Below are 23,218 nucleotides of genomic sequence, written 5' to 3' on the forward strand. Positions count from 1 at the left end.
CGCTTTCGATCCCCCCCCGGCACACGCAGTCTTTATCCCCTATACGAAGTGTGACGCGAAAGGGATCACGAAGCCGCGACGAAGTGAAGGATTTTGGGCCTGCACCACCCAGATACAACCGCAGATCAACGCTCGCGCAGTGCCTCTGCCTGCGCACGCAAAATCGGCTTGGCGAGATAGCTCAGGACGGTCTTGCTCCCGGTCTGAATGTCGACCGAGGCGATCATGCCGGGCATGATCGGATGCGGGTTCTCGGCACTTCCCAGAAACGACTTGTCCGTGCGCACGATGACCCGGAAGAATTCGGCGCCTTCCTCTGTGCGCAGCGTGTCCGCGCCGATCCGCACGACCTCGCCCGGCAGGGCTCCGTAGATCGTATAGTCGTATGCGGTTATCTTGACCGAGGCCTGCTCTCCGGTGCGCACGAAGGCAATGTCGCGCGGACCGAGATCGGCTTCGATCAGCAGGCTGTCGTCGAGCGGCACGATATCGACCAGCGGCGCGCCGGGCTGCACGACCGCGCCGAGCGTGGTGTAGGTGATCTTGTTCACCGTGCCACCCACGGGCGCGCGCAGCGTCGTGCGCGACACCCGGTCGGTCGCGGCGCGCAGGCCCTCCTGCACGACCGCCAGTTCGACCTGCAGCCGCGCCAGACGCTCGCGCGCGCTCAGCACGTAGGCCGACCGAGCCGCCTCGATCTGGTTCTCGACCTCTGCGATCGCCGCCGCGATCCGCGGCTCGGCGGCATGGCTGACAGCGATGTCACCGGACAGTTCGGCGTGACGTGATTTGAGCCGGAGAAGTTCGACCTCGGGGACCAGTCCGCGCTCGACCATGCCTTCGGTGAGGTCGATCTCTGCGCTGAGCGGCGCGAGGATCTGTTCCGTGCGCAGACGCTGCGCGAGCAGTTCCTCACGTTCGGCGCGACGCTGTACCGCCTGGGCCTGCAGAACCTGCACCTCTTCGGTAAGCTGCTCGCGCCGCGACGAAAACACCTGCCGTTCGGCCGAGGTGCCAAGCGGGCTGCGCACCTCGAGGCCTTCGGGAAAGACCAGGTCTTCGTGCAATGCGGCCTCGGCCTCGAGCCGGGCGGCTTCGGCCATCAGCGCCGCCTCGCGCTTCAGCAACTCACCGCGTTCGGAGGAAAACCGCGTGTCATCGATGCGCATAAGGACCGCGCCCTTCTCGACGATATCGCCTTCACGAACCGCGATCTCGCGGATGATGCCGCCTTCGAGGCTCTGGACCACCTGTACCTGTTGAGAGGGGATCACCCGGCCTTCCGCATGCGCGGTCTCTTCGATTTCGTGGGTCGCGGCCCAGGCAACGAAAGCGCCCACCGCTATAGCGACGGCCAGCAGCAATTTCCAGGCGCCGTTCCCCCGCACCGCCGTCCCGGCGCTCGAGACCGAGTTGGCGAATTCGTCCTCAATGCGGTTGCCGAACATCGCTCTAGCCCTGCTCACGTGCGGCGCTCAGCGACCGAAGTTGGCCCAGGACCTGCGCGCGCGGGCCATCCAGCACCACCCGGCCCTGATCCATGACCATCATGCGCGCGGCGATCCCGGCCAGCGACTGCCGGTGGGTGCAGACGATCAGCCCGGTGCCCTTGCGGTTCAACTCGGCCAGCCGCCCGATGACCTGCGTCTCCATGCGCTGATCCATCGCGTTGGTGGGCTCGTCGAGAAACAGCAGCTTCGGCTCGCGCAGCAGGAGACGCGCCAGCGAGATACCCTGCCGTTGCCCGCCCGAAAGCCGCCTGCCCTGCTCGCCGACGAAGTGATCCAGCCCTTCCGGCAGGGTCTCGACGTAGCCATCCATGCCGGCGAAGTAGAGCGCGCGCATCAGCGCCTCGTCCTGTGCACCGGGCCGCGCGATCGCGAGGTTTTCGCGCAAGGTGCCGGTGAAAAGCTCGGGGTTCTGCGGCAGATAGCCGATCCCGCGGCGCAGTTCGGCCGGCTCGTACTGGTCGAGGGCGATGCCGTCGACCAGTACCGTGCCGCTGTCGGGCGCAATCAGCCCGGCGATCAGCTTTCCGGCCGTGGTCTTGCCCGAACCGACCTTGCCCAGAAGTGCCACCGCCTCGCCCGACGCGATGCTGAAGGTCAGATCGCTCAGCGCGGGCACCTGGGCATCCGGATAGGTGAAACTCGCCCCGCGTATCTCAAGCGCGCCCTTCGTCACGCGCAGCGTGGACGACACCGCGCCCGCGCGCTCGCGCGGCAGGGCCATGAACCGGTCAAGGGCTGCCAGTGACTTGAACGCGTATTGCGCTCGGAAGATCGTCTGCGCGATGGTCCCGAGCGGCGCGAGCACCCGCCCGGCGAGGATGTTCGCCGCGATCAGCCCGCCGATTGTGATGCGCCCCTCGGACACGAGGAACACGCCCCAGACGATGATCACCACGCTCACCGTCTGCTGCACCAGCATGGTGCCGTTGGCGGCCACGTTTGACCAGAAGCGCGTGCGCCCGGTGATCCGCGCCGAGGCGGCGACGGCGTTTTCCCACTCGCGCTGCATGGCGGGTTCGGCGTTCAGGCTCTTGATGGTCTCGATGCCCGACAGCGATTCCACGAGCACCACGTGCCGTTTGGTCGCCATCTGCTGGGCGCGCGCCGCGGTGCGCCCGATGGGCAGCTGCGCCAGCAGAGCGATGACCAGCACCGCAGGCACCGCGACAAGCGGGACCAGAGCGATCGGGCCGACGATGAGCCAGAGCACCGCGACGAAGATGCCGATGAACAGCAGGTCGATGAAGGCCACGAAGCTTGCCGAGGCGAAGAATTCGCGCACCACCTCGAAATCGCGGATCGTGCTGGCGATGCCTGCCGCCCCGCCGGGGCGCTGAAGCAGCTGCGCACCCATCGCCTGCGAAAACAGCCGGGACGCGACCTTGACGTCTACCCGGCGTCCGATGGTCTCGAGGATGTTCGCCCGGATCGTTCGCATCAGCAGGTCGAGCCCGAGCGCGATCGCAACCCCGCCGGCAAGCGTCCAGAGCGTGACATAGGCGAGGTTGGGGATCACCTTGTCATAAACGTTCATGACAAATAGCGGCAGCGCGAGGCTCATGAGGTTGAGCAGCAGCGCCGCCACCATCACCTGCACCCAGTTCGGCCAGTTGGCCCTAACCGGCCCCCAGAACCAGTGGCCGCGGTCGGGTGCCACGCTTTCCGGCGAGAGCATCGCGTTGCTGCCGTCCTCGCGTGGGGTGACCAACAAGACGCCCGGTTTCAGTGTCCGCCGCAGCTTGCGCACGGGAACTTCCCGTTCGGTCCAGTCGGCCTCGGGATCGAGGACGGTTGCCAGTTTGCGGTTCTGCGACAGCCCTGTCATGACCAACGGGCCGCCATCTTTTCGGAACAGCAGGAAGGGCAAGGCGATTGGATCGAGCCGCGCGGGATCGCGCAGCACCAGGCGGCTGCGCAACCCGATTCCGGCCAAGGCCCGGGCCAATTGATCCGGGTCCGTCAGGTCCGGCGCGCCGGCCAGGCGGGCGCGCAGCGCGGCTTCGGTGTATGGCCGACCGAAGGCCCGCGCGTACCAGGCCACGAGCGCGAAGGCGTCGCTATCGGTGTCCCCCGGCACCGCCGCGGAGGCTGTGCCGAGAGGCTGCGTCATTGCAGCGGCTCGATGGTGGTGTTGAAGACCCGCGAGGGCGACACCAGAGCCCGGTCCTCGAAATTGGGCTCGAGCGCCATGTCGCTTGGCTTGACGCCGAAATGCTGGGCCAGGGTGCTTTGCGCCGCGAGGACCCGGTAGGAGGAGAATGCAACGCTGGCGTCCGCGCTGACTTTCTGGAATTCGGTGCTGAAGCGCGCGCGCTCGACCTCGAGCAGATCGAGCAGACTGCGCTTGGCAGCCAGGAATTCTTCGCCGTAGACGTCGACGATGGTGCGGTCGATCGCCAGTTGCCGGGTCAGCGTCGCCTGCCGCTCGAGCCCCGAGACGTAGTTGTTCCAGGCACGCCCAGCCATCTCGTGCACGTCGCGCACGGCCACTTCGCGCTCGGACAGCGCCTTGCCGGTGCGCTCGGCCAGTGCATTTTTCTGCGCCTTGCGGCCGCCCTGATACAGCTTCCACTCGAAGCCGAGCCCGACCGAGCGGTCGGTGCGCTGCCCGGGCCCGCCCGACCGGTTGAGATCGCGCGAAATCCCGGCGCGCAGCGCCACTTGCGGAAGACGGTCGGACAGCTCGACCTCCTGGTTGTGACGTGACTGATTTACCTGGCTTTGCGCGAATTTCACGCGGTAGCTGTTGCGCACCGCGGTCTGTTTCAATGCCTGCTCCGAGCCCGGCACGGACGCACGCTGCAGCGACATCGGCGCACTGGGCCGCCGGCCGACGATCCGCTCGTAACGCACCGTGGCGTCGCGCAGAGCGCGTTCGACGTCCTGCAGTGCCAGTTGCGCCGAGGTGATGCGGTCGTCGATGGTCAATTCGTCGCTGAAAGGCAGCCGCCCGCCCTGCACGAGGTCGCGGACCTGCGCGCCGATCTCACGGTGACGCGCGATGTTGCGCCGCGCCACGCCCACGAGCGTCTGGTGGCGCACCACGTCGATATAGGTCTCGGTGGCATTCAGCGCCATCGTCTCGGAGGCGTCCAGCAGGCGAAAAATGCTGCCGTCCACCCGCGCCGCGTTGGCATAGACGAGGTTGGCTCGGCGAAACCCGTCGAACAGGACCAACCGTGCGCTTGCCCCGATCTGCTGGGTGTCGATGGTGTCATCGTTCTCGTCGGGCGACAGGTTCTCCAGATCGTCGATCCGCTGGTAGCCCGCCTCGCCGAACACCCGTACCGTGGGCAGGTACTCTCCGCGCAATTCCATCAGTTCATAGGCTGACGCGCGCATTTCCGACTGGGAGGCGCGGATGGAAGGGTTCGTTGTAAGGGCGTGGCGCACCGCGTCGCCGATGGGTTCCGCCGCCGCGTGCTGTGAAATCGCCAAGGCGCTCGAGACAAGTGCCAGGGCTTTGCACCATTGCCGCGTCGCTGTCATGTCAAATGCCCGTCCGAATGAACCGCCCCCCAGCGCGATCAATGCTATAGCACATGCCTCTGGTTGCATAGGCAACAGATGGGGAATGAATTCTCTTTCCGATCAGCGATGTTGCATCGAAACTTCAAGCGGCGGACCGAAGAGGTGCGCCGTTTCTACGCCCGCGTGTAGATGAGCCAGGCCCAGATCAGCCCGACATAGGTCAACTGATGCAAAGCCTGATCGACGCCGGAGGCGCGCCAGTAGGCCGGGTCGGCCGGCGTCAGGTTCTGCACGGCAGTCAGACGACCCTTCCACCAGTCGATGTGAAAATGGATCGCCCAGTCGGCCAGCCCGGCGGCCAGCGCGAATGGGATCGGAGCGCCGATCAGCGTGAAGGCGATGAAGGTGCCGGCGGCATGGACCCCCGCGTGCAGGAAGCGCCCGAGGTGCAGGTACTGATCGCGGCCGTTGAGCATCACGCGGGTCTGCAGGAAGTAATCGCCAAGCATATGCTTGATCTGCAAAAGCAGCATCAGGGCCAGCAGAGTACCGAAACCACCGATCAAAAATGCGTTCCCTCAAACAGTCTCATCAAACCCCTCATCTACCCTAATGCGAAGTCGCGCGCCGTGTAAATCCGCCAGCCTGAACAAGTGAAATACCTTTCATATGTTACGGCAAGGTTGATCGCGCAGCCCGTCGCTGCGGGTCGCGGTCAGCCGATTTCCTGCAGGCGCTTGAAAAGCGACGACGTGTCCCAGCGCCCGCCGCCCATCTTCTGGACGTCCTTGTAGAACTGGTCGACCAGCGCCGTGACCGGAAGGCTCGCGCCGTTCTCGTCGGCCGTGTCGAGGCAGATGCCGAGATCCTTGCGCATCCAGTCGACGGCGAACCCGTGGGTCCAGTGATCGTCGAGCATGGTCTTGTAGCGGTTCGACATCTGCCAGCTTCCGGCGGCGCCTTGGCTGATCACCTCGACCACCGCTTCTCCATCCAGCCCGGCCTTCTGCGCAAAGTGCAGCGCCTCGCTGAGCCCCTGCACCAGCCCGGCGATGGCGATCTGGTTGCACATCTTCGTCATCTGCCCCGCGCCGCTTTCGCCGATGCGGCGGCAAAGCTTGGCGTAAGTGTTCATCACAGGCTCGGCGCGGTCGTACTGGTCCTGGTCGCCGCCGCACATGATCGAAAGCTGTCCGTTCTCGGCCCCCGCCTGCCCGCCGGACACCGGCGCGTCGACGAACCCGACTCCGGCCTCGGCAGCGGCGGCATAAAGCTCGCGCGTGACGGCTGCCGAGACCGTGGTGTGATCGACGAAGAGGCAGCCCTTTTCCATGCCGGCAAGCGCCCCGTCCTCGCCCAGCACGACCGAGCGCAGGTCGTCGTCGTTGCCGACGCAGGCCATCACCATGTCGGCTCCCTTCGCAGCCTCGGCGGGCGTCTGCCCAAGTGCGCCGCTGTGTTCCGAGACCCATTTCTCGGCCTTGGCCGTCGTGCGGTTGTAGACCGTGACCTCGTGACCCGCCTTCTGCAGGTGACCGGCCATCGGGTACCCCATCACGCCCAGTCCAAGAAATGCCAGTTTCGCCATCGTTGATCCTTCCTGTGATGCCCGGTCAGAGCAGGTCCTTGGGGGTTCGGCCCGCGAAGAACGCGTCGAGATTGTCGAGCGCCCGGAACCCCATCGCGTCGCGCGTCCGGGTCGTGGCGCTGCCGATGTGGGGCAGCATGAAGATGTCGAGCCGATTTGAAAAGGCCGGGTTGCCGCCTGGTTCCGTGACAAAGCAATCGAGCCCCGCCGCCGCCACGTGACCGCTTTCCAAGGCTGCGAGCAAGGCCGCCTCGTCGACCAGCGCGCCGCGTGCGCTGTTCACCATCACCGAGCCCTTCGGCATCATCGCGAAGCGGTCTGCGTTCATCAGCCCCGCGGTCTCCGGTGTCGCCGGGCAGTGCAGCGACAGGAACTCCGACACTTCCAGCAGGCTTTCGATGCTGTCGTGGTAGATCGCGCCTTCGGCCATCTCGGCGCGCAGGCGGTTGCGGTTGCAATAATGGATTTCCATGTCGAAACCGCGCGCCTTGCGCGCCAGCGCCCGGCCGACCCGTCCCATGCCGATGATCCCGAGGCGCGCGCCGGTGACCTGCTTTCCAACCATGAAGGCCGGGCTCCAGCTGTCCCAGGCCCCCGTACGCACCAGCGTGTCGCCCTCGACCGCACGCCGCGCCGCGCCGAGCATCAAGAGCATCGCCAGTTCCGCCGTCGCGTCCGACAGCACGTCCGGCGTGTTGGTTACGGCGATGTCGCGGGCCTTCAGCGCTGCGAGGTCGCAATGATCCACGCCGACCGAATGGTTTGCGACGATGCGCAACCGGTCGCCGAAGCGCGCCACCACCTCGGCGGTGAAATGCTCGGAATGGCAGGGTACGATGGCGTCGAAGTCATGGCTCGCCGCGACGATCTCGTCCGCCGTTCCGGGCGTGTCGGCCTCGTTGACGACGACGTCGTAGTCGCGCCGGGCGCGCTTTAGCGTGGCGTCCGACAGACGCCGGGTGATCCAGATGCGGGGCTTGTCGGACATCACTTCTTGCGGCGCACGCATTCGTCCCAGAAGTCGTAGACCGCCATCGCGCCCACCAGGATCACGATGACCAGGAACGGGAACCCGCCCCAGAAGCCCGCGAACCCGCTCGAGATCGAGCGCGACAATTCGCCGGTGAAGATCAAGAACAGCGCCGTGCCGATCAGCCCGACCACCAGTTTCACTGTGTAGGACATCTTTCCTCCCTCATGCCGCCTCGGCTTCCGCGGACAGTGTCTCCTGAAGCCAGCGCGCGGTGCGCAGCAACCGCCCGTCCCGCTCGAGCGGTCCGATCAGCTGTACTCCGATCGGCAGGTCGTTCTCGCCCACCAGAAGCGGCAGCGTAACGCAGGGCAGTCCCGCCAGTGTCCAGAGCGTGCAGAAGATCGGATCGCCGGTGCCGCCGCCCAGCTTCGGCGCCTCGCCCGCCGCGGACGGTGCGATGATGGCGTCGAACTCGAGGAAAAACTCGGCGAAGAACTGTTCGGCCGACTTCTTGACCTCGAGCGCGTCCTCGTACTCCAGTTGCGTGATCGCCCGCCCCCGTTCGACCACCGGTTTCAGCGTGTCGCTGATCTGATCCCAGCCCTCGATGAAAACCTCCGAGAGATGATGGCAGATCTCGTATTCGTGGATCTTCGCCTGCACCTCGACAAGCGCGGGAAGTTGCCGGGCCGGTGTCATCTTCGTCACCCGTTTCCCGAGGATTTCGACCACGCCTTCCAGCCCGTCGCGCGCGGCTTCCGAGAGCCGGTCGTAGAACGGCAGGTCGAACCAGGCGAGTTCGGGTGGCACCGGGACATCCTCGGCCATGCCTGACGCCATGTCGGGCAGCGGATGCCCCCGGCTCAGCGGATCGCGCTGGTCGTATCCCTTGAGCGCGTCGGCCAGCAAGGCCACATCGCGCAGCGTGCGCCCGAAGCCGCCGACCTGGTCGAGGCTGACGGAGGTCTGCAGGATGCCCGTGCGCGGAACGATGCCGCGCGTGGGCTTGAAACCGAACGTGCCGCAGAACGAGGCCGGACGGATCACCGATCCGTTGGTCTGGGTGCCGAGCGCAAGCGGCACCTGCCAGGCCGCGACCGCCGCCGCCGAACCGCTCGAAGACCCGCCGGGGCTGCGCCCGTGATCCATCGGGTTGCGCGTCTCGGACGGGTGCACGAAGGCAAGCTCGGTCGTGACCGTCTTGCCGAGGATCACCGCCCCGGCTTCGCGCAGCCGTTCCACGATCCGCGCGTCCCATTCCGGTGCGCGATCCGCAAAAATCGGCGTGCCGCGCCGGGTCGGCATGTCGCGCGTGTCGATGATGTCCTTCAGGCCCACCGGAACCCCGTGCAGCGACCCTATCGGCAGCCCGGCCTTGCGGATCCGGTCGCACTCTTCAGCCCGTGTCAGCGCCGCCTCGGGGTCGACATGAACCCAGGCACCGATTGCTTGGTCGGTCTCTGCGATCCGGTCAAGGCACGACTGGACAAGCTGGACCGACGTGAGACGTCCAGCGGCCATTTCGGCCAGCGCTTCCGAGGCAGTAAGCCTGAAGGCGTCGCGCGTCACGGGATGTAGACCCCGAAGAGGTAGTCCGGCAGCCAGAGCGCGATGCCCGGGAACTGGTACATCAGCACCATCGTGATGATGACGATGCCAAGGTAGGGCATGATCCCCTTGAAAATCTCGACCAGTTCGATCTGCTTTTTCAGAACCCCTTTGAGGTAATAGGCCGACATCGCCATCGGTGGGGTCAGGAACGAGGTCTGAAGATTGAGCGCCACGAGCATGGCGAAGAAGTACGGATTGACCCCGAATGTGTCGAGCATCGGCAGGAAGATCGGCACGAAGATGATAAGGATCTCGGACCACTCCAGCGGCCAGCCGAGCAGGAAGATGATGAGCTGCGCCATGACGAGGAACTGCCAGGGTTCCAGGTCGAACCCGGTCACCCAGTCCGCAATTAGGTCATGCCCACCGAGGTAGGAAAACACCGAGGCGAAGGTCCACGAGCCGACGAAAAGCCAGCACACCATCGCCGTTGCCTTGGCGGTCAGGAACACGCTTTCCTTCAGCTTTTCCCAGGTCAGCGAGCGATAACACGCGGCAAGGACGATCCCGCCCAGAGCGCCCATCGCCGCCGCTTCCGCCGGGGTCGCGAGACCGCCGAGGATGGAGCCCAGCACCAGCATGATCAGCACCGTGAGCGGCACGAAGCTGATCAGCAGATTGAGGTAGATCTCGCGCTTGGGCGGCACGACCTCGTCCGAGGGCTTGGGCGCCAGCGAAGGGGTCAGCCAGACGCGAAAGATGACGTAGACGATATAGAGGCCCGCCAGCAGCAGTCCCGGGAACAGCGCCGCCGCGTAAAGTCGCAGCGGCGAAAGGTCGGCGATGGCCGAATAGACGATCAGCATGATCGAGGGCGGAATGAGGATGCCCAGCGTGCCGCCAGCGCAGATCACGCCAGAGGCGAAGCTGCGGTTGTAGGAGGCGTTTGCCATTGCCGGAAAAGCCAGCAAGCCCATCAGCGTGACAACCGCGCCGACGATGCCGGAGGCCGTCGAGAACACCGCGCAGGTCAGCAGCGCCGCGATGGCGAGCGATCCCGGCAGGTTCCGCGCCGCCATGTAGAGCGAGTAGAACAGCTTGTCGACGATGTTGGCGCGTTCGACGATGTAGCCCATGAACAGGAACAGCGGGATGGCGACCAGCGTCGGGTTCTCCATCACCGAGTAGGTGTTCTGGTTCAGCAGGTAGAAGATGTTGTTGTTGAAGATGTCGGAAAAGGTTTCGACATTGCCCTGGTGATAGGCGTAGTAGCCGAACCCCACGCCCATCGCGAGAAGCGTGAAGGCGATCGGGAAGCCCAGCAGAACCAGGACGATGAACAGTGCCAGCATCAGCAGGGCGACTTCGGGATTTGTCATGTGTGGTGTTCCTGCGCTCTGCCGGTCAGGGCTTTTTCAGCTCTTCGACATGCATCAGCATGTCCTCGGTTTCTTTCACGTCGTCGAGCCGGTCGAGCCAGACGCCGCTCCGGATCGCCATCACGCAGCGCACGATCTCGGCCAGCCCCTGGATCAACAGCAGCGCCCCCGCGACCGGGATCAGCGATTTGAAAAAGTATATCTGGATGCTGGCCGGGCTGTTGAAGCTGACTTCCTTGTAGCGCCAGCTGTCGGCGGCAATTTCCCAGCCGTACCAGAAGAGCGCCAGCACCCCGGGAAAGAAGAACAGGAAGTAGAGCACGAAATCGAGCCAGGCCTGTACCTTCACCGGAAACAGCCGATAGAGCACATCGGCCCGCACATGCGTGTCCTGAGCCAGCGCGTAGGCCCCGCACATCAGGAACAGCGCCCCGTACATCTGGATCATCATGTCGAAGGCCCAGACCGTCGGCGCGTTCAGCACATAGCGCACGAAAACCTCGTAGGAGACCGACAGCGTCAGGACCAGGATGCACCATCCGAAGGCGCGCCCGACCCAGAGGCTCAGCCCCTCGATGGCATGTACGAATTTGACCACGTTCACCCTCCCCGGTCACGGTCGTCCGCCCGGCGGCCGGTCGTGGCCCCCGGGCGGCTGTCTTGTCAGCGGCCGATCAGGCGCTGAAGTAGTGGTTGTAGGCCAGCTTGTAGTCGGGCTGGTTCAGGTTGAGGTAGTTCATCACGTCCTTGGCATAGGCCTTCTGCGACTCCATGACCTTCGCAAAGAACGGATCCTCCTCGGCAAGCCGCGTCGTGACCACGTCCCAGGCTTCGAGCTGCGCCTGCAGGACCGAGTCGGGCGTGCGGTAGACACTCACGCCATCCTGATCCTGAAGCTTGATCAGGTCGTCGGAATAGCGCTTGGTGTTGCCCCAGTAGAAGCCCGAGTTCTCGGCCATCGAGGCGTTCTTGATGATCGCCTTGTGCTCGTCCGACAGCGCGTTGAACTTGTCCTTGTTGATCGTGACCTCGAAGAATTCCTGGCTCTGGTGATACGAGGCCAGCATGTAGGTCTTGGACACGTCCTGCATGCCGAAGTCACGGTCCGAGGTGGGGTTGTTGAACTCGGCCGCGTCGATCAGGCCGGACTTCATCGCCGGCTGGATCTCGCCGCCGGGAAGCTGCACCACCGACATGCCCATTTCAAGCAGCACGTCCGCGGCAAGGCCGACGGTGCGGTACTTGAGGCCCTGCATCTGGCTTGCTTCGGTGATCTGCTCGTTGAACCAGCCCAACGGCTGCGCCGGCATCGGCGAGTTGAAGAACGACACCACGTTCAGACGCAGGTTCTCCATCAACTCGTCGAACAACTCCTGTCCGCCGCCGGCGTAGATCCAGCCCAGCACTTCCTGGCTCGACCAGCCGAAGCACGGTCCGGTGCCGAAAAGCGAAGCCGCCTTGGACTTGCCGTACCAGTAGGCCGGCACGTAATGCGCGGCGTCGAGTACGCCGCGGTGTACGGCATCCTGCATCTGGCTGGTCTTGACGACCGAGTCGACCGACAGCACCTCGATGGTCAGCGATCCGCCCGACATCTCGTTCACGCGGGCCGCGAAGGACTGTGCGTTCTCCAGGAATATGCCGCCGCCCCACGCGGCCTGCATCTTCAGCGTCGTGCCCTCGCTCTGCGCGATCGCGGGGGTTGCAAGCGCTGCGGCACCGGCCACGGCCGATCCGCGCAGAAATTTCCTGCGGTTGAGTTTATCCGTCATGTTTCCTCCCAAAATCGGGCATGCATCTGCCCTGCTGGCGCCGCGTCTTGCGGCGCAAAGGTCCGGACTGCCGACATCGCCCCGGCCCGCGCTCGGCTGCCGCGGAAGCCTCCTCGCTTCCACGCCATCCCACGCGCCGGACGGCAATCCATACGCTATTGCTATCAGAGCAGACCGGTCGGGCAATCGAATAATTGCGATTAAGGCGATTGAATCGCTCGCAGTTTTCCGTCGTGGTCTTGCGTCGCGGCCCGGTCTGGCCTTGGGAAGATCGGGTCACGCGCACAGCTTTCGCGCGCTGCGTGTGGACGAGAAAAGCCGGACGAACACTCGCTTAGCGCGAAACTGCCTTGCCGGCTGGCGCTGTCAAGCGGATCAGAGGGCCGCGATTCGCAGTCCGACAGCAGGAAGGTCGCCGGCATTTGCCTTGGCCGGAACGCGCGAATGGGCAGGGTGTACCCGCTCTGGCCCGCGACGAAGGGCGTCGCACCAACGGTCGGTCACGACGGCAGCCAACAGGCAAGGCTCTTCCGTTCGGACAACAACGAACACGGCTCTTGCCATACCAACGCCCCCGATCCGGCCTGCGGACAAAGCACCTTTGCACCCGTGCCCGACGCGACAAGTTTCTACTCGTAGCGACGGTCCCGACTCCTTCGGGACATAGCTGAGTCTGGACGGCTTGAGTGTTGCGCACGCGGTCGCCCGCATGCCAGATCGGAACCGGCGAGTTCGCCGGTGTCCGCCCACGGTTCAGATCGGCTCGACGAACGCCTTACCGCAGCGATCCGGGCGCGCTTTCGCATCGTGGCAAATCATCCGGCTCGGTCGGTCGCGCATTCGGCGTCTCGTCGGCGCGAAGGTCGGGACCGTGAAAGGTCGCGCAGGCCCGCCCCGCCTTCTTCGAAGCGTAAAGCGCCGTATCGACGTCCTGTAGCATGCGGTCGAGGTCGAGCCGGTCATAGTCGCTCGACAACGCAAGGCCGATGCTTGCCGAGACCCGGCAGGGTGCGCCTTGATAGTGGATCGGATCCTCTACCCGCCCGATGATGCGCTCCGCAATGCGCGCAAGCCGCGCTCGGTTGCGCCCGCCCTGGATCACGATCAGAAACTCATCGCCACCGACGCGGGCCACGGTATCTTCGTCGCGGGTCTCTTCGGCCATGATCTGTGCCACGTGCTGCAGAACATGATCGCCCGCTGCATGGCCCAGCGTGTCGTTCACAGCCTTGAAGTGATCGAGATCGACATGCATGAGCGCGAATGCCGCGGCCTGTCCGGTCAACCGTTCCAGCGCATGTTCCATCGCGCGCCGGTTCTTCAGGCCGGTCAGCGTGTCGGTCGTCGCCTGCTGCTCGGCCTCGCGACGTGCGCCCTGCAGGCGCTTGTTGAGCTGGCGCGACGCCTCCATCGCGGCCGATTTCGCCTCGAACAGGAACAGCATCTCGACGGCGAGGTCGGTCGGCGCGAAATCGCTCGAGGTCAGCGCGTAATCCCGGACCGCGTCGACGACGGAAATTCCGAACGAGAGGTTCACGATCATCGTACCCGGTTCGGGCCCGTCGACCAGAACGCCCTTGAGATCGGTGGCCGGCGTGTCGCGCAGCCGCAGATGCAGCTTGGTGCCCGCTGCGCGGCGCAAGGTCTCGATCGACTCGACGCGCCTCGGGCGGCGCACCTCGAAGACTTCCAGGAACCGGCGCCCGGCAAAACGCGCACCGGGGCGCAATTTTTGGAGCGTCGGGCCGACCGACCGGATATGCCCGGTCCGCTCCATCACGAGGTTCATCGGGCAGAGCACGTCGAGCGCATCCGGGTCGGGCGCGCCGGTCATGCCGCGCCGCCAAGCTGGAATTCGCGGCCGTGCGCGAATTCGGGTTCGAGCAGGCGGATGCTGATGGTTTCCACTCCATCCGTCCCGCCGGCGTGTTCGAGATAGGCCAGCGCCCCGTAGTCGTCGGCCATCGCGCGCAGAACCCCAACGGCGAGATGGCCGTATCCCGGAAGCGCGCCTTGGATCGACAGGCTGAAAAGATCGGGCGGGTGATCGCGCAGTTCCATGCGCGGCAAGGCAAGATCCGGCACCGCCAGACGCGCCCGGCCCGGCAGATCGTCGAGCGCATGCAGGAAATCGACGAAACACTCTCCGGTGAACCGCAGCAGTCGCCGCAGCGCCTCGGCGTTCGGATGCGAGACGAGGTAGGTTCCCAGATCCTCCATCAACTCGTCATAGGATCGGTCGAGCACGTCGCAAGCCGCCGCCAGAACCCGCGCCGTCACGGCGTCATCGTAATTCAGCATCGCCTCGAACTCGACGAAGTCGAGATCGGCGCGCTGCGCCGTGGCCGCCCATTGCGCGGGACCATAGCTGTCTGTCACGAACCCCTGGATCGCCCGATTGAAAAGACCATGCATATCAAAGCCACTCGCTGCCTCGGCACGCAGGTTGCCGTGAAGCGGTTAAGATATGCCTGACGACCCCGAAGGGCTCACCAGCTGTCTCAGAAATCGGTCGGCGCGCCGCCTTCGGCCTTGCGACGGGCGACGAAATCGGCGAGCTCGTCGCGGATCGCAACGTCCATCGGCGGTTCCTCGAAGCTCGCCACGATCTCTTTGAAGATCATGTGTGCGCGCTCCGGCGTCCAGATCCCGCCCGCCGCCTCCCAGCCCTCATAGTTCTTCCAGTCGCTGAGGAACGGCTGGTAAAACGCTGTTGCATAACGGTCTTGCGTGTGCTGGATGCCGAAGAAATGACCCGCGTTGCCGACCGACTTGATCGCGTCGATGGCGATCTCGTCCGGGCCGGTCGCGGTCAGCACGGGGTCCATGTAGCGCTGAATCTGCTGCAGCACCTCGCAGTCCATGACGAATTTCTCGGGCGAGGCGATCAGCCCGCCTTCGAGCCAGCCGGCGGCGTGATAGACCATGTTGGTGCCCGACTGCACCGCCGCCCAGAGAGAGTTCGAGGTTTCCCACATCGCCTGACCGTCGGGCACGTTTGCCGCGCAGACCCCGCTCGATCGCATCGGCAGCCCGTAAAAACGCGCCAGCTGCCCGGTCATCTGCGTCGCGCGCATGTATTCCGGCGTCCCGAAGGCCGGCGCGCCGGATTTCATGTCGACATTCGAGGTGAACGTGCCGATGGCACATGGTGCGCCGGGCCGGATGACCTGTGCCAGAACGATCGCGCAGAGCGCCTCGGCCAGCGATTGCGCGACCGCGCCGGCCATGGTGACCGGCGCCATGGCGCCCGCCAGCGTGAAGGGTGTCACCACCAGCCCCTGGCCGCGGCGCGCCAGCCGCATCCAGCCGTCGAGCATCGGAAAGTCGTGCTTGAGGGGCGAGGTGGAGTTGATGTTGGTATACATCCGCGGCGTGGCCTCGAACTCCTCGTGGCTGAGCGCGCCTGCGATACGCACCATCTCCATGACGTCTTCGACCCGCTCTTTACCGAGGCTGTAGGCGTGCATGACCTTGTCGGTCAGCGTGAGCTTGTCGAAGAGCACATCGAGATGACGGGTCGAGGCGTGCAGGTCCACCGGCTCGACCGGATAGCCACCCGCGAAATGGATACAATTGAAATACTGTGTAAGTTTCAGAAGGTTGCGGCACATTTCTCGTGTGCCCGGGACCTTGGTGCCAAGGTCGAGATCCCAGTAGTTCGGCGGCGAGGACACGTTGCCGAAGACGATGTTGTTGCCGCCGATGGTGATTTGTCTTTCGAGGTTGCGCGGCGTCAGCGTGAAGCTCCGGGGCGCCTTCGCGACATGCTCCATCACCATGTCGCGGCCCATCCGCACGTTTTCGCCGTCGACCGTGCACCCCGCCTTGCGCAGGATCTCGGCGGCCTCGGGGTTGAGGAACTCGATACCGATTTCCTCGAGAATGCGCATGGCCCCGTCGTGGATCGCCTGCACGCCGTCTTCGGTCAGCGGCTCCGTCGGCCGGTCGATGACCTTGGGCGGGTTCCACGGCATCTGCTCGATCACCGCCAACCCGCGCCGGCTCGCCGCGCCGGCGCGGCCGCCGGTCCGCGCCCTGCGTTTGGTGATCGTATCCGGCATTCGTCAGCCCTCCGATGCGTCGCGCTCGGCGTCAGCACACAGCATGCGCGCCGGACGATCCTATCCGTTCGCGACCGTGGGTGTCGTTTTCCGCCGCGCTGCGCCGGATTGAACTCAGCCGAGGCTGTCGAGCCATCCCGTCAGGCCGGACACGTCGTCGAGCACCACGTCGGCCAGGGGTGCAAGCCGTGCGCGTGGGGTCAACCCAGTTAGAACGGCAACACAGGTCATGCCGGCCGCCCTGCCTGCCACGAGGTCATGGGGACTGTCACCAACCATTGCGATGCGCGCGGGCGCCAGATCGCAGGCATGGGCAAAGGCAAGGAGCTGCCCCGGACCCGGCTTCGCGCCATGCCCGCTGTCGAAGCCGGCGATGAAATCGAAGAACCCGGTGATGCCCGCGGCCTCGAGATGAACGCGCGCCGGGGCCTCGGTATCGTTGGTGGCGACCCCAAGACGCAGGCCACGCGCGCGGAGCCCGCCCAGGAGCGGGACAAGCGGAACCGCCTCGACCTGCGGCGCGCGGGCGGCCTCGAGGTCGATGACCTGCTGGATCTCAATGCGCGTCATCTCGGGCAGATGCGGGCGCAGCGCTTCGGTCACCTCCGCCGCGGTGCCGGCGATGGCGATGCTGTCGGGCGCGAATTGCGCATTGACGACATCAAAGCCGATCGCATCGCCCAGCCGCGCAGCGTGCTCATGTTCGCCCTGCGCCAGGCGCACCATCAACGCCTGCGCCCAGGCACCCCATGTCGCCTTGAAGTCGAAGAGCGTGCCGTCCTTGTCGAAAAGGATCGCCGAGGGCGCAATCATGTCCAGTGCACCTGATCGCCGCCGGGCAGCGCCTGGCGCGCCGCCGCGATGGTCTCGAACGGCATCTGAAGGGCCTCGCACGCGCGCCGCACCCATGCATCGTCGAGCAGAATGAAATCGAGGACCGCGCCGAGGAACATCGGATCCGCGGCCCCCGCCCTGAGATCCGCTTCGGACGCCCCTGTCGAGCCCAGGAACACCGGCAGCATGTCCTCTTCGCCGACGAGCCAGCCCAGCACATGCAGCGCCGTGGTTTCGGCGGCGGATCGCGACAGGGTCATGCGAACTCCATTTCAATTGAATGTGCAACGCTTTGTTAACCAATTCACCGCCAATGTCGACGCGTGAAGGTCGACCTTTCTGGGGCGTGGTGCGTGCAGGGCAAGATACTCATCGTCGATGCAATCTCTACCAATCGGATCGTGCTCAAGGTCAAGCTGGCATCCGCCTTCTACGAAATCATGCAGGCCAGCAGCGGCGAAGAGGCGTTCGCCCTCGCGACGTGGCACGATCCGGATCTGGTGATCTGCGCGATGGAACTGCCCGATTGCGATGCCGCGGACCTCTGCGCGCGCCTGCATGCCAATTCGCGCACCAGCGCGGTTCCGATGATGGTCATCGGCACCCGGCCCAATTCGGCCGCGCGTCTCAGGGCGCTTTCGGCAGGAGTACTGGACGTCATGCACAAGCCCCTCGACGACACGCTGCTTCTGGCACGGGTCCGCAGCCTGATCCGGGCGCACAACACGGCGGCCGAGTGGCAGCTTCGCGACGACACCTCGCGCGCCCTGGGATTCGCCGAGGAGATGGCCGATTTCGGACCGCCCGGCGAGACCGTGATCGTGTCGACCGAACAGGACAGCGCGCGCGAATGGATCGGCGAATTGCAGCCGCTGCTGCGCAGCACCATCGCGCTGACCGCGCCCGACCGCGCGCTGCGTGATCTCAACCCCGAAAAGGTTCCGGACGTCTTCGTGCTCGCGCTCAGCAGCAGCGAGCATCACAGCGGCGACGTGCTGCGCCTGCTGGCGGCGATCCGGGCAACGAATTCGACGCGACACGCCGGGATCCTGGTGTTGCAGACCCGGATCGACGCGGGCCTCGGGGCCTATGCGCTTGACCTCGGTGCCGACGACCTGATGACCGACGGCTTCGACGCCGCGGAACTGGCGCTGCGCGTGAAGGCGATGATGCGCCGCAAGCGCATCGCCGACCAATTGCGCGCCACGGTCCGGACCGGGCTGCAGGCGGCGGTTTCGGACCCGCTGACCGGATTGCGCAACCGGCGCTACGCAATGCCGCATCTGGCGCGGGTGGCCGAACACGCCCGGGCCACAGGGCGGTCCTTCGCGGTCATGCTCGCCGATCTCGACCATTTCAAGCAGATCAACGACCTCTACGGCCATGCCTCCGGCGACGCGGTGCTGGTCGAGACCGCGCGACGGCTTTGCGCGGATCTGCGACCGGCAGACCTGGTGGCACGCATCGGCGGCGAGGAGTTCCTGATCGTCATGCCCTCGACCACCATCGCCGAAGCCCGGACCGCGGCGGGCCGCCTTTGCCAAACCATCGGTGCGGACCCGTTTCGCGTTCCGGCTACGCGCGACCCGATCAAGGTGACGGTGTCGATCGGACTTGCCATCGGCGGGAGGGCCGACGGGGCCGGATTGCGGGGCGAGAATGGCGCCGAGGCGATCCTCGCGGCGGCCGACAAGGCGCTGTACGAGGCCAAGAGCCAGGGCCGGAACCAGGTCACACTGAGCCGCCCCGCTGCGTGACCAGGCCTCCGCGAAGCCCCGTTTCCGGGGCTCGCAGCCTTCAGTCGCGTCCGCGCCGGGGTTTCCGCTCGAGCAACTCCGAGACGCGTGCCGCGTAGGCGGTGCGCGCCTCGGCATCCATCCGAAGGACCTGTTCGAGCCAGGCCTCCTGCACGCGGCTCTGGACCCGCGCGCCAAGCGCGGTTTGTCGCGCCATCAACGCGTTCAGCGCCGCGGGATCGAGCGGATCCTGTTGCAGAACCTCGAGCACCTTGCGCTCGAGCATCCGGCGCTCGGCGCGGGCGGCTTCGCGGTCTTCATGCGCGTCGCGGAACGTCGCCCGCAGCGCGTCGCGCGACTCGTCCGGAAGGGCGCGCACGAAGGCAAAGCCCCGCCCCCCCGGCCCGTCATGGCCGTCGCGCTTGTGCCCGGGCCCGTCGTGGCGCCAGGCCACGCCTGCGATCGTGCCCACGACCAGCAGGTTGAGCGCCAGCGACAGCACCAGGATGGGCTTGAGCCAGCGTCCCGGCCGCGTCGTTCCTTCCGGCTTATCCGGCATCGTCGAACCCTTCCTCGATTTGCCAGCCGAGACCGGTCAGATCCATCAACTCGGCCTCCGCATCCACTGCCGCATCGCCGTAAAGCACCGTCTCGACGCCGGGCACCATCGCGGGGTTGCTGACGCCGATCCAGAACCCGGCACAGACAGCGACGGCGAGCCCCCCGGCCGCGCGCCAGCCCCTGAGCGCCTGCCGCAGCCGGTTGCCAAGGCCCGACCGGTCCTGCCTCGTGGCCGGTTCGAAGCGTCTCGAGCCTTGCGCGGCCCGGGCATCTGCCAGAACCCGTGCGGCAAGATCGGCCGAGGGTTCGGGCGGTGCCGCGCGGGCTGCCGCGAACAGGGCATCGAGCCCTGCGATATCGTCCTTCGGATCAGGTGTCGTCATCTTCGTACCCCAGTTCGGTCCGGCGCGCGGCCAGCGTGGCCGCCAGCGCCCGTTTGCCGCGCGCGGTCAGGCTTTCCACCGCGCGCACGTTCAATTCCATGATCCCGGCGATTTCCGGGTTCGACAGCCCCTCGATGTGGCGCAGCACCACCGCCTGCCGTTGTCGCTCGGGCAACGTATCAAGTGCGGCCTGCAGCGCATCGAACCGGGCCCGCGCCTGCATCGTCTCGGCAGGCCCCGGAGCGGGGTCCGCCGGTTCCTCGACGGCGTCGAGCGCCATCCCGCGGCGCTTGCGTTGCCGGTCGATGCACAGGTTCGCCGTCACCCGGTAGAGCCAGGTCGTCACCTGCGCCTCTCCGGGGCGCCAGTCCGGCGCGATCCGCCAGAGGCGCAGCAACGCCTCCTGCGCCACGTCCTCGGCCTCGACCCTGTCGCCCAGCAGCCGGGCCGCGTGGGAATAGACCCGCGGCAGCAACCGCTCGGTCAGCAGCCGCGCCGCCCGATCGTCGCCGGCGGCGTAAAGCGACAGCAGCGCGTCATCGTCAAGGCTCGCACGGGTGTCCAGCGGCATTTGCATGTCCGTCATCGTTAGAAGCCCGCGGCGCCGTCTTCAAGCGCCGCGGGAAACCGGCGGGATCAGTCCCCTTGGTTCTCGCCCGGGCCGCGGCCGCTGCGGTGGCCGCGCATCTTCTTGCGCGCCTCGCGGAACTCCTGTCGCGTGATGGCGCCGTCGCCATCCGCATCGAGCCTGTCGAACCCGCCGCGCGCCTCGGCCCCGGCCAACAACTCGGCCTCCGAAAGCCTGCCGTCGCCGTCGGTATCGACACGTTTCAGCATCGCATCGACCATCCCGGTCGCACGCGCGCTCGCCGCCGCAATCATCTCGTCGCGGGTCAGGAACCCGTCGTTGTCAGTGTCGGCATCCTGCATCCGTGCCTTGCCGCGCGCCTGCATCTCCCCGCGGGTCACCTTGCCGTCGCCATCCGCATCGAGCTGTCGAAAATGGCCTCGGCCTTCACTGGCGACGGCGGACTGCGCGGTCACCGCCAGTGTGGCGGCCAGCCCGGCGGCGAGCAGAGTGGAGAGTTTCATGATATCCTACCTCTTGTTTTACTGGTTCCAGGTCGTGGTCTGCGCGGTGATTCCCGACGCGTCACATCCACTCTTACGGGCGCCGTGCGATTTCCCGTCGCCGCGCCGACGAATTTCGCGGCATCCCGCCGCAGATACCCAGAGCGCCCTTTCCTTTTGCCCGTCATCGGCGCAGACCGGAGGGACCACAGGAACTTCGTCATGACCGACCTCCCCTTGCAGTCCCCGGCTCACCGCGAGACCGAAGAGCGCAGCGCCCGCTGGGCGATGCTGCGCGGCTGGCACCGCAAGTGCCCGGCCTGCGGCAAGGGTCCGCTGCTGCGGTCCTACCTCAAGGTCAACGATCATTGCGCCGTCTGCCGCCAGGAGTTCTTTCACCATCGTGCCGACGACGGCCCTGCCTATCTCACGATCTTTATCGTCGGTCACATCATGGCCCCGCTTCTGCACTTCGCCTTCGTGACTTGGCGGCCGGAACCGCTGACGCTCTTTACCATTTTCGCGGTTGGAAGCGTGGGTTTGTCGCTGTACCTTCTGCCGAGGCTCAAAGGCGCGATCGTAGGTTTCCAGTGGGCGCGCCGCATGGGCGGCTTCGGCGGCGGTCGCTGAACCGTCCGGCCCCCGAGGCAGCAGCAGGACCGACGCCGTGACCGAAGGCTCCCCGATCGACAAGACCGCCGTGCGCGACGCCGCGACCGTGATCGTTTTGCGCGACCGGGCCCACGCACCGCGTATTTTGATGGGCCAGCGCGGCGCAAAGGCGGCCTTCATGCCCAACAAGTTCGTCTTTCCCGGGGGCGCCGTGGATGCCGACGACGCCGCCATCGCCCTTGCCGGCGCCTTGCCCGAGCCCTGCGCGACACGTCTCGACGAAGGCACGCGCCCCGGTCTCGGCCCGGCGCTGGCCGCCGCCGCGATCCGCGAACTCTGGGAAGAAACCGGGCTGGTGCTGGGCCGTCCCGGCAGCTGGCAGGGACCGGTCCCGACCGACTGGGCAGCCTTCGCCGCAACCGGCCATGTCCCCGATCCAACAAACCTGCAATTCGTCTTCCGAGCGCTGACGCCGCCGGGTCGCCCGCGCCGCTTCGACGCGCGCTTCTTTCTCGTCGATGCCGACGATCTCGCCAGCGATCCGGACGATTTCTCCGCCGCCTCCGACGAGCTGTCGCACCTGCAATGGGTCGACCTTTCAGAGGCGCGCGCCTTCGACATGCCGTTCATCACCGAGGTCGTGCTGGCCGAAATCCAGGCCCGCGTCGATGACCGCGCGGCCCCCGAAAGCGTGCCGTTCTTCCGCAACGACGACGAGCAAAGCCTGTTCCTGCGCCTGCGCGGCCACGTCATGCCCGGCGACGCGTGACCGCCGGTTTCAGGTCACCAGCACCAGAAGGACGATCGACAGGCACAGTACCGCCATGCCGGCCAGTTCGCGCGCCGTTACCCGTTCGCCGAACAGCAGCGTCGCGGCGATGAGGCTGAAGACAAGTTCCACCTGGCCGACGGCCTTGACGTAGGCGGCGGTCTGCAGGGCGAAGGCCGTGAACCAGCCCAGCGATCCTGCCATCGACAAAAGCCCCACCCAGACGGCCCGCCGCCGCGCTCGCCAGACCGCACCGACCTGTCCGGGCTCCCGCCAGGCCAGCCAGACGACCATGCCCAAGGTCTGCATCGCGGTCACCGCCGACAGCGTGATCCCCGAGCGCACCAGCGGATCCTCGGACGCGATCTCGAGCGTCGCGGCGCGATAGCAGACGGCGGAAACGGCAAAGAGAACACCGGAGGCGAGCCCGAGCAGCATCGCCCGACTGGTGAGTGCGCGCCACGTCCAGGTGCCGTCGCTCGCGGCTTCGGTCAGCAGCAGCACGCCGACGAGGCCGAGGCAGATCGCCCCAAGCCCGGCAAGGCTTGGCACCTCGCCGAGCAGCACCGCCCCCACGGCAACGGCAAAGATCACCTGCGTTTTCATCAGCGTGATCCCGACGGCGAAGTTGCGCGCCTTGAAAAGCTGCACCACGCAGACCGTCGCCCCGACCTGTGCCGCACCGCCCACCGTCCCGGCGAGCCAGAACCTCGCCGATGTCTCCGGCAGGGGCTGACCGATCGCGTGCAGGTAGATAACAAGCAAAACCGCCGCCAGCGGCGCGGAATAGACAAAGCGGGCAAAGGTCGCACCGGCTGCCGACAGCGTAGCCATGGACAGCTGCTTTTGCAGGATAAAGCGCAGGTTCTGGAAAAACGCCGCGGCGCAGGTGACGGCGATCCAGAAGTCGGGATGGGCGGCGGACATGCCGGTCTATAGGCGC

The 23,218-nt window shown here is 66.1% G+C and carries 24 protein-coding genes; 3 read left to right on the forward strand and 21 right to left on the reverse strand.

Annotated features, from left to right (window positions below; genetic code table 11):
• Positions 1 to 125: 125 nt before the first annotated feature.
• The 16 genes from R5H30_RS01300 to R5H30_RS01375 all read right to left on the reverse strand — a co-directional run bounded on the left by R5H30_RS01300 (position 126) and on the right by R5H30_RS01375 (position 17,403).
• A complete protein-coding gene (locus tag R5H30_RS01300) occupies positions 126 to 1,466 on the reverse strand; it encodes an HlyD family type I secretion periplasmic adaptor subunit (protein ID WP_318326177.1) in 1,341 nt (446 codons plus the stop codon).
• Positions 1,453 to 3,621, reverse strand: a complete 2,169-nt coding sequence (locus R5H30_RS01305) for a type I secretion system permease/ATPase (protein ID WP_318326178.1) — start codon at positions 3,619 to 3,621, stop codon at positions 1,453 to 1,455. The genes R5H30_RS01300 and R5H30_RS01305 overlap by 14 nt, the downstream gene beginning before the upstream one ends.
• A complete protein-coding gene (locus R5H30_RS01310; protein WP_318326179.1) occupies positions 3,618 to 5,000 on the reverse strand; it encodes a TolC family protein in 1,383 nt (460 codons plus the stop codon). The genes R5H30_RS01305 and R5H30_RS01310 overlap by 4 nt, the downstream gene beginning before the upstream one ends.
• Before the next feature lie 155 nt (positions 5,001 to 5,155).
• A complete protein-coding gene (locus tag R5H30_RS01315) occupies positions 5,156 to 5,548 on the reverse strand; it encodes a DUF3307 domain-containing protein (RefSeq protein ID WP_318326180.1) in 393 nt (130 codons plus the stop codon).
• 149 nt (positions 5,549 to 5,697) lie between these two features.
• Positions 5,698 to 6,570, reverse strand: coding sequence for an NAD(P)-dependent oxidoreductase (locus R5H30_RS01320; RefSeq protein ID WP_318326181.1), 873 nt, complete (start codon positions 6,568 to 6,570; stop codon positions 5,698 to 5,700).
• A gap of 25 nt (positions 6,571 to 6,595) precedes the next feature.
• Complete coding sequence (locus R5H30_RS01325; RefSeq protein WP_318326182.1) at positions 6,596 to 7,558, reverse strand: 2-hydroxyacid dehydrogenase; 963 nt, start codon at positions 7,556 to 7,558, stop codon at positions 6,596 to 6,598.
• Positions 7,558 to 7,755, reverse strand: a complete 198-nt coding sequence (locus tag R5H30_RS01330) for a hypothetical protein (protein WP_318326183.1) — start codon at positions 7,753 to 7,755, stop codon at positions 7,558 to 7,560. The genes R5H30_RS01325 and R5H30_RS01330 overlap by 1 nt, the downstream gene beginning before the upstream one ends.
• Positions 7,756 to 7,765: 10 nt before the next feature.
• Positions 7,766 to 9,112, reverse strand: a complete 1,347-nt coding sequence (locus tag R5H30_RS01335; RefSeq protein WP_318326184.1) for an amidase — start codon at positions 9,110 to 9,112, stop codon at positions 7,766 to 7,768.
• Entirely contained in the window at positions 9,109 to 10,473 is a 1,365-nt protein-coding gene (locus R5H30_RS01340; protein ID WP_318326185.1) for a TRAP transporter large permease, read from the reverse strand. The genes R5H30_RS01335 and R5H30_RS01340 overlap by 4 nt, the downstream gene beginning before the upstream one ends.
• 25 nt (positions 10,474 to 10,498) lie before the next feature.
• The gene (locus R5H30_RS01345) at positions 10,499 to 11,071 is read right to left on the reverse strand and encodes a TRAP transporter small permease subunit (protein ID WP_318326186.1); all 573 of its coding nucleotides are present in this window, start codon (positions 11,069 to 11,071) and stop codon (positions 10,499 to 10,501) included.
• A 76-nt stretch (positions 11,072 to 11,147) separates the two neighbouring features.
• Positions 11,148 to 12,245 (reverse strand): TRAP transporter substrate-binding protein, encoded by a 1,098-nt coding sequence (locus R5H30_RS01350; RefSeq protein ID WP_318326187.1) that lies wholly within the window; start codon positions 12,243 to 12,245, stop codon positions 11,148 to 11,150.
• Positions 12,246 to 13,020: 775 nt separating this feature from the next.
• Positions 13,021 to 14,079: a diguanylate cyclase domain-containing protein gene (locus R5H30_RS01355; protein ID WP_318326188.1), complete on the reverse strand. Its 1,059-nt coding sequence runs from the start codon at positions 14,077 to 14,079 to the stop codon at positions 13,021 to 13,023.
• Positions 14,076 to 14,660 carry a heme NO-binding domain-containing protein gene (locus R5H30_RS01360; protein ID WP_318326189.1) on the reverse strand — a complete coding sequence of 195 codons (585 nt, stop codon included), beginning with the start codon at positions 14,658 to 14,660 and terminating at the stop codon, positions 14,076 to 14,078. Before R5H30_RS01360 ends, R5H30_RS01355 begins: the two co-directional genes overlap by 4 nt.
• 86 nt (positions 14,661 to 14,746) lie before the next feature.
• The gene (locus R5H30_RS01365; protein WP_318326190.1) at positions 14,747 to 16,309 is read right to left on the reverse strand and encodes a trimethylamine methyltransferase family protein; all 1,563 of its coding nucleotides are present in this window, start codon (positions 16,307 to 16,309) and stop codon (positions 14,747 to 14,749) included.
• Between the two features lie 114 nt (positions 16,310 to 16,423).
• Positions 16,424 to 17,122, reverse strand: a complete 699-nt coding sequence (locus R5H30_RS01370; RefSeq protein ID WP_318326191.1) for an HAD family hydrolase — start codon at positions 17,120 to 17,122, stop codon at positions 16,424 to 16,426.
• Positions 17,119 to 17,403 carry a DUF3572 domain-containing protein gene (locus tag R5H30_RS01375; RefSeq protein ID WP_318326192.1) on the reverse strand — a complete coding sequence of 95 codons (285 nt, stop codon included), beginning with the start codon at positions 17,401 to 17,403 and terminating at the stop codon, positions 17,119 to 17,121. The genes R5H30_RS01370 and R5H30_RS01375 overlap by 4 nt, the downstream gene beginning before the upstream one ends.
• A gap of 93 nt (positions 17,404 to 17,496) precedes the next feature.
• On the opposite strand from R5H30_RS01375, the gene R5H30_RS01380 reads away from it, so the two are divergent.
• Entirely contained in the window at positions 17,497 to 18,900 is a 1,404-nt protein-coding gene (locus tag R5H30_RS01380; RefSeq protein WP_318326193.1) for a diguanylate cyclase, read from the forward strand.
• A gap of 40 nt (positions 18,901 to 18,940) precedes the next feature.
• Here R5H30_RS01380 and R5H30_RS01385 read toward each other — a convergent pair whose 3' ends face one another.
• Genes R5H30_RS01385 through R5H30_RS01400 form a run of 4 tightly spaced genes read right to left on the reverse strand, consistent with a single transcriptional unit; the run spans position 18,941 to position 20,915 of the window.
• The gene (locus R5H30_RS01385) at positions 18,941 to 19,438 is read right to left on the reverse strand and encodes a periplasmic heavy metal sensor (RefSeq protein WP_318326194.1); all 498 of its coding nucleotides are present in this window, start codon (positions 19,436 to 19,438) and stop codon (positions 18,941 to 18,943) included.
• Positions 19,428 to 19,823 carry a hypothetical protein gene (locus R5H30_RS01390; RefSeq protein WP_318326195.1) on the reverse strand — a complete coding sequence of 132 codons (396 nt, stop codon included), beginning with the start codon at positions 19,821 to 19,823 and terminating at the stop codon, positions 19,428 to 19,430. Before R5H30_RS01390 ends, R5H30_RS01385 begins: the two co-directional genes overlap by 11 nt.
• Positions 19,810 to 20,400, reverse strand: coding sequence for an RNA polymerase sigma factor (locus R5H30_RS01395; protein WP_318326761.1), 591 nt, complete (start codon positions 20,398 to 20,400; stop codon positions 19,810 to 19,812). Before R5H30_RS01395 ends, R5H30_RS01390 begins: the two co-directional genes overlap by 14 nt.
• Before the next feature lie 59 nt (positions 20,401 to 20,459).
• Positions 20,460 to 20,915 carry an EF-hand domain-containing protein gene (locus R5H30_RS01400; protein ID WP_318326196.1) on the reverse strand — a complete coding sequence of 152 codons (456 nt, stop codon included), beginning with the start codon at positions 20,913 to 20,915 and terminating at the stop codon, positions 20,460 to 20,462.
• A 201-nt stretch (positions 20,916 to 21,116) separates the two neighbouring features.
• Here R5H30_RS01400 and R5H30_RS01405 point away from each other — a divergent pair, with 201 nt between their 5' ends.
• On the forward strand, positions 21,117 to 21,524 hold the full coding sequence (locus tag R5H30_RS01405; RefSeq protein WP_318326197.1) for a DUF983 domain-containing protein: 408 nt from the start codon (positions 21,117 to 21,119) through the stop codon (positions 21,522 to 21,524).
• 37 nt (positions 21,525 to 21,561) lie between these two features.
• Positions 21,562 to 22,275, forward strand: coding sequence for an NUDIX hydrolase (locus R5H30_RS01410; protein ID WP_318326198.1), 714 nt, complete (start codon positions 21,562 to 21,564; stop codon positions 22,273 to 22,275).
• Between the two features lie 9 nt (positions 22,276 to 22,284).
• On the opposite strand, the gene R5H30_RS01415 is transcribed toward R5H30_RS01410, so the two are convergent.
• The gene (locus R5H30_RS01415) at positions 22,285 to 23,202 is read right to left on the reverse strand and encodes an EamA family transporter (RefSeq protein WP_318326199.1); all 918 of its coding nucleotides are present in this window, start codon (positions 23,200 to 23,202) and stop codon (positions 22,285 to 22,287) included.
• Positions 23,203 to 23,218 lie beyond the last annotated feature (16 nt).

This window comes from Roseobacter sp. FCG-D35 (genome assembly GCF_033436665.1).
Lineage (GTDB): Bacteria > Pseudomonadota > Alphaproteobacteria > Rhodobacterales > Rhodobacteraceae > JAWQFO01.

Excerpts from the sequence above, each read along its gene's own strand:
- R5H30_RS01365 (WP_318326190.1), bottom strand. The coding sequence starts at position 16,309 with ATGCCGGATACGATCACCAAACGCAGGGCGCGGACCGGCGGCCGCGCC.
- R5H30_RS01395 (WP_318326761.1), bottom strand. The coding sequence starts at position 20,400 with ATGCAAATGCCGCTGGACACCCGTGCGAGCCTTGACGATGACGCGCTG.
- R5H30_RS01390 (WP_318326195.1), bottom strand. The coding sequence starts at position 19,823 with ATGACGACACCTGATCCGAAGGACGATATCGCAGGGCTCGATGCCCTG.
- R5H30_RS01400 (WP_318326196.1), bottom strand. The coding sequence starts at position 20,915 with ATGAAACTCTCCACTCTGCTCGCCGCCGGGCTGGCCGCCACACTGGCG.
- R5H30_RS01310 (WP_318326179.1), bottom strand. The coding sequence starts at position 5,000 with ATGACAGCGACGCGGCAATGGTGCAAAGCCCTGGCACTTGTCTCGAGC.
- R5H30_RS01305 (WP_318326178.1), bottom strand. The coding sequence starts at position 3,621 with ATGACGCAGCCTCTCGGCACAGCCTCCGCGGCGGTGCCGGGGGACACC.
- R5H30_RS01330 (WP_318326183.1), bottom strand. The coding sequence starts at position 7,755 with ATGTCCTACACAGTGAAACTGGTGGTCGGGCTGATCGGCACGGCGCTG.
- R5H30_RS01415 (WP_318326199.1), bottom strand. The coding sequence starts at position 23,202 with ATGTCCGCCGCCCATCCCGACTTCTGGATCGCCGTCACCTGCGCCGCG.
- R5H30_RS01385 (WP_318326194.1), bottom strand. The coding sequence starts at position 19,438 with ATGCCGGATAAGCCGGAAGGAACGACGCGGCCGGGACGCTGGCTCAAG.
- R5H30_RS01350 (WP_318326187.1), bottom strand. The coding sequence starts at position 12,245 with ATGACGGATAAACTCAACCGCAGGAAATTTCTGCGCGGATCGGCCGTG.
- R5H30_RS01370 (WP_318326191.1), bottom strand. The coding sequence starts at position 17,122 with ATGATTGCGCCCTCGGCGATCCTTTTCGACAAGGACGGCACGCTCTTC.
- R5H30_RS01320 (WP_318326181.1), bottom strand. The coding sequence starts at position 6,570 with ATGGCGAAACTGGCATTTCTTGGACTGGGCGTGATGGGGTACCCGATG.
- R5H30_RS01405 (WP_318326197.1), top strand. The coding sequence starts at position 21,117 with ATGACCGACCTCCCCTTGCAGTCCCCGGCTCACCGCGAGACCGAAGAG.
- R5H30_RS01325 (WP_318326182.1), bottom strand. The coding sequence starts at position 7,558 with ATGTCCGACAAGCCCCGCATCTGGATCACCCGGCGTCTGTCGGACGCC.
- R5H30_RS01340 (WP_318326185.1), bottom strand. The coding sequence starts at position 10,473 with ATGACAAATCCCGAAGTCGCCCTGCTGATGCTGGCACTGTTCATCGTC.
- R5H30_RS01360 (WP_318326189.1), bottom strand. The coding sequence starts at position 14,660 with ATGCATGGTCTTTTCAATCGGGCGATCCAGGGGTTCGTGACAGACAGC.
- R5H30_RS01375 (WP_318326192.1), bottom strand. The coding sequence starts at position 17,403 with ATGACCCTGTCGCGATCCGCCGCCGAAACCACGGCGCTGCATGTGCTG.
- R5H30_RS01355 (WP_318326188.1), bottom strand. The coding sequence starts at position 14,079 with ATGACCGGCGCGCCCGACCCGGATGCGCTCGACGTGCTCTGCCCGATG.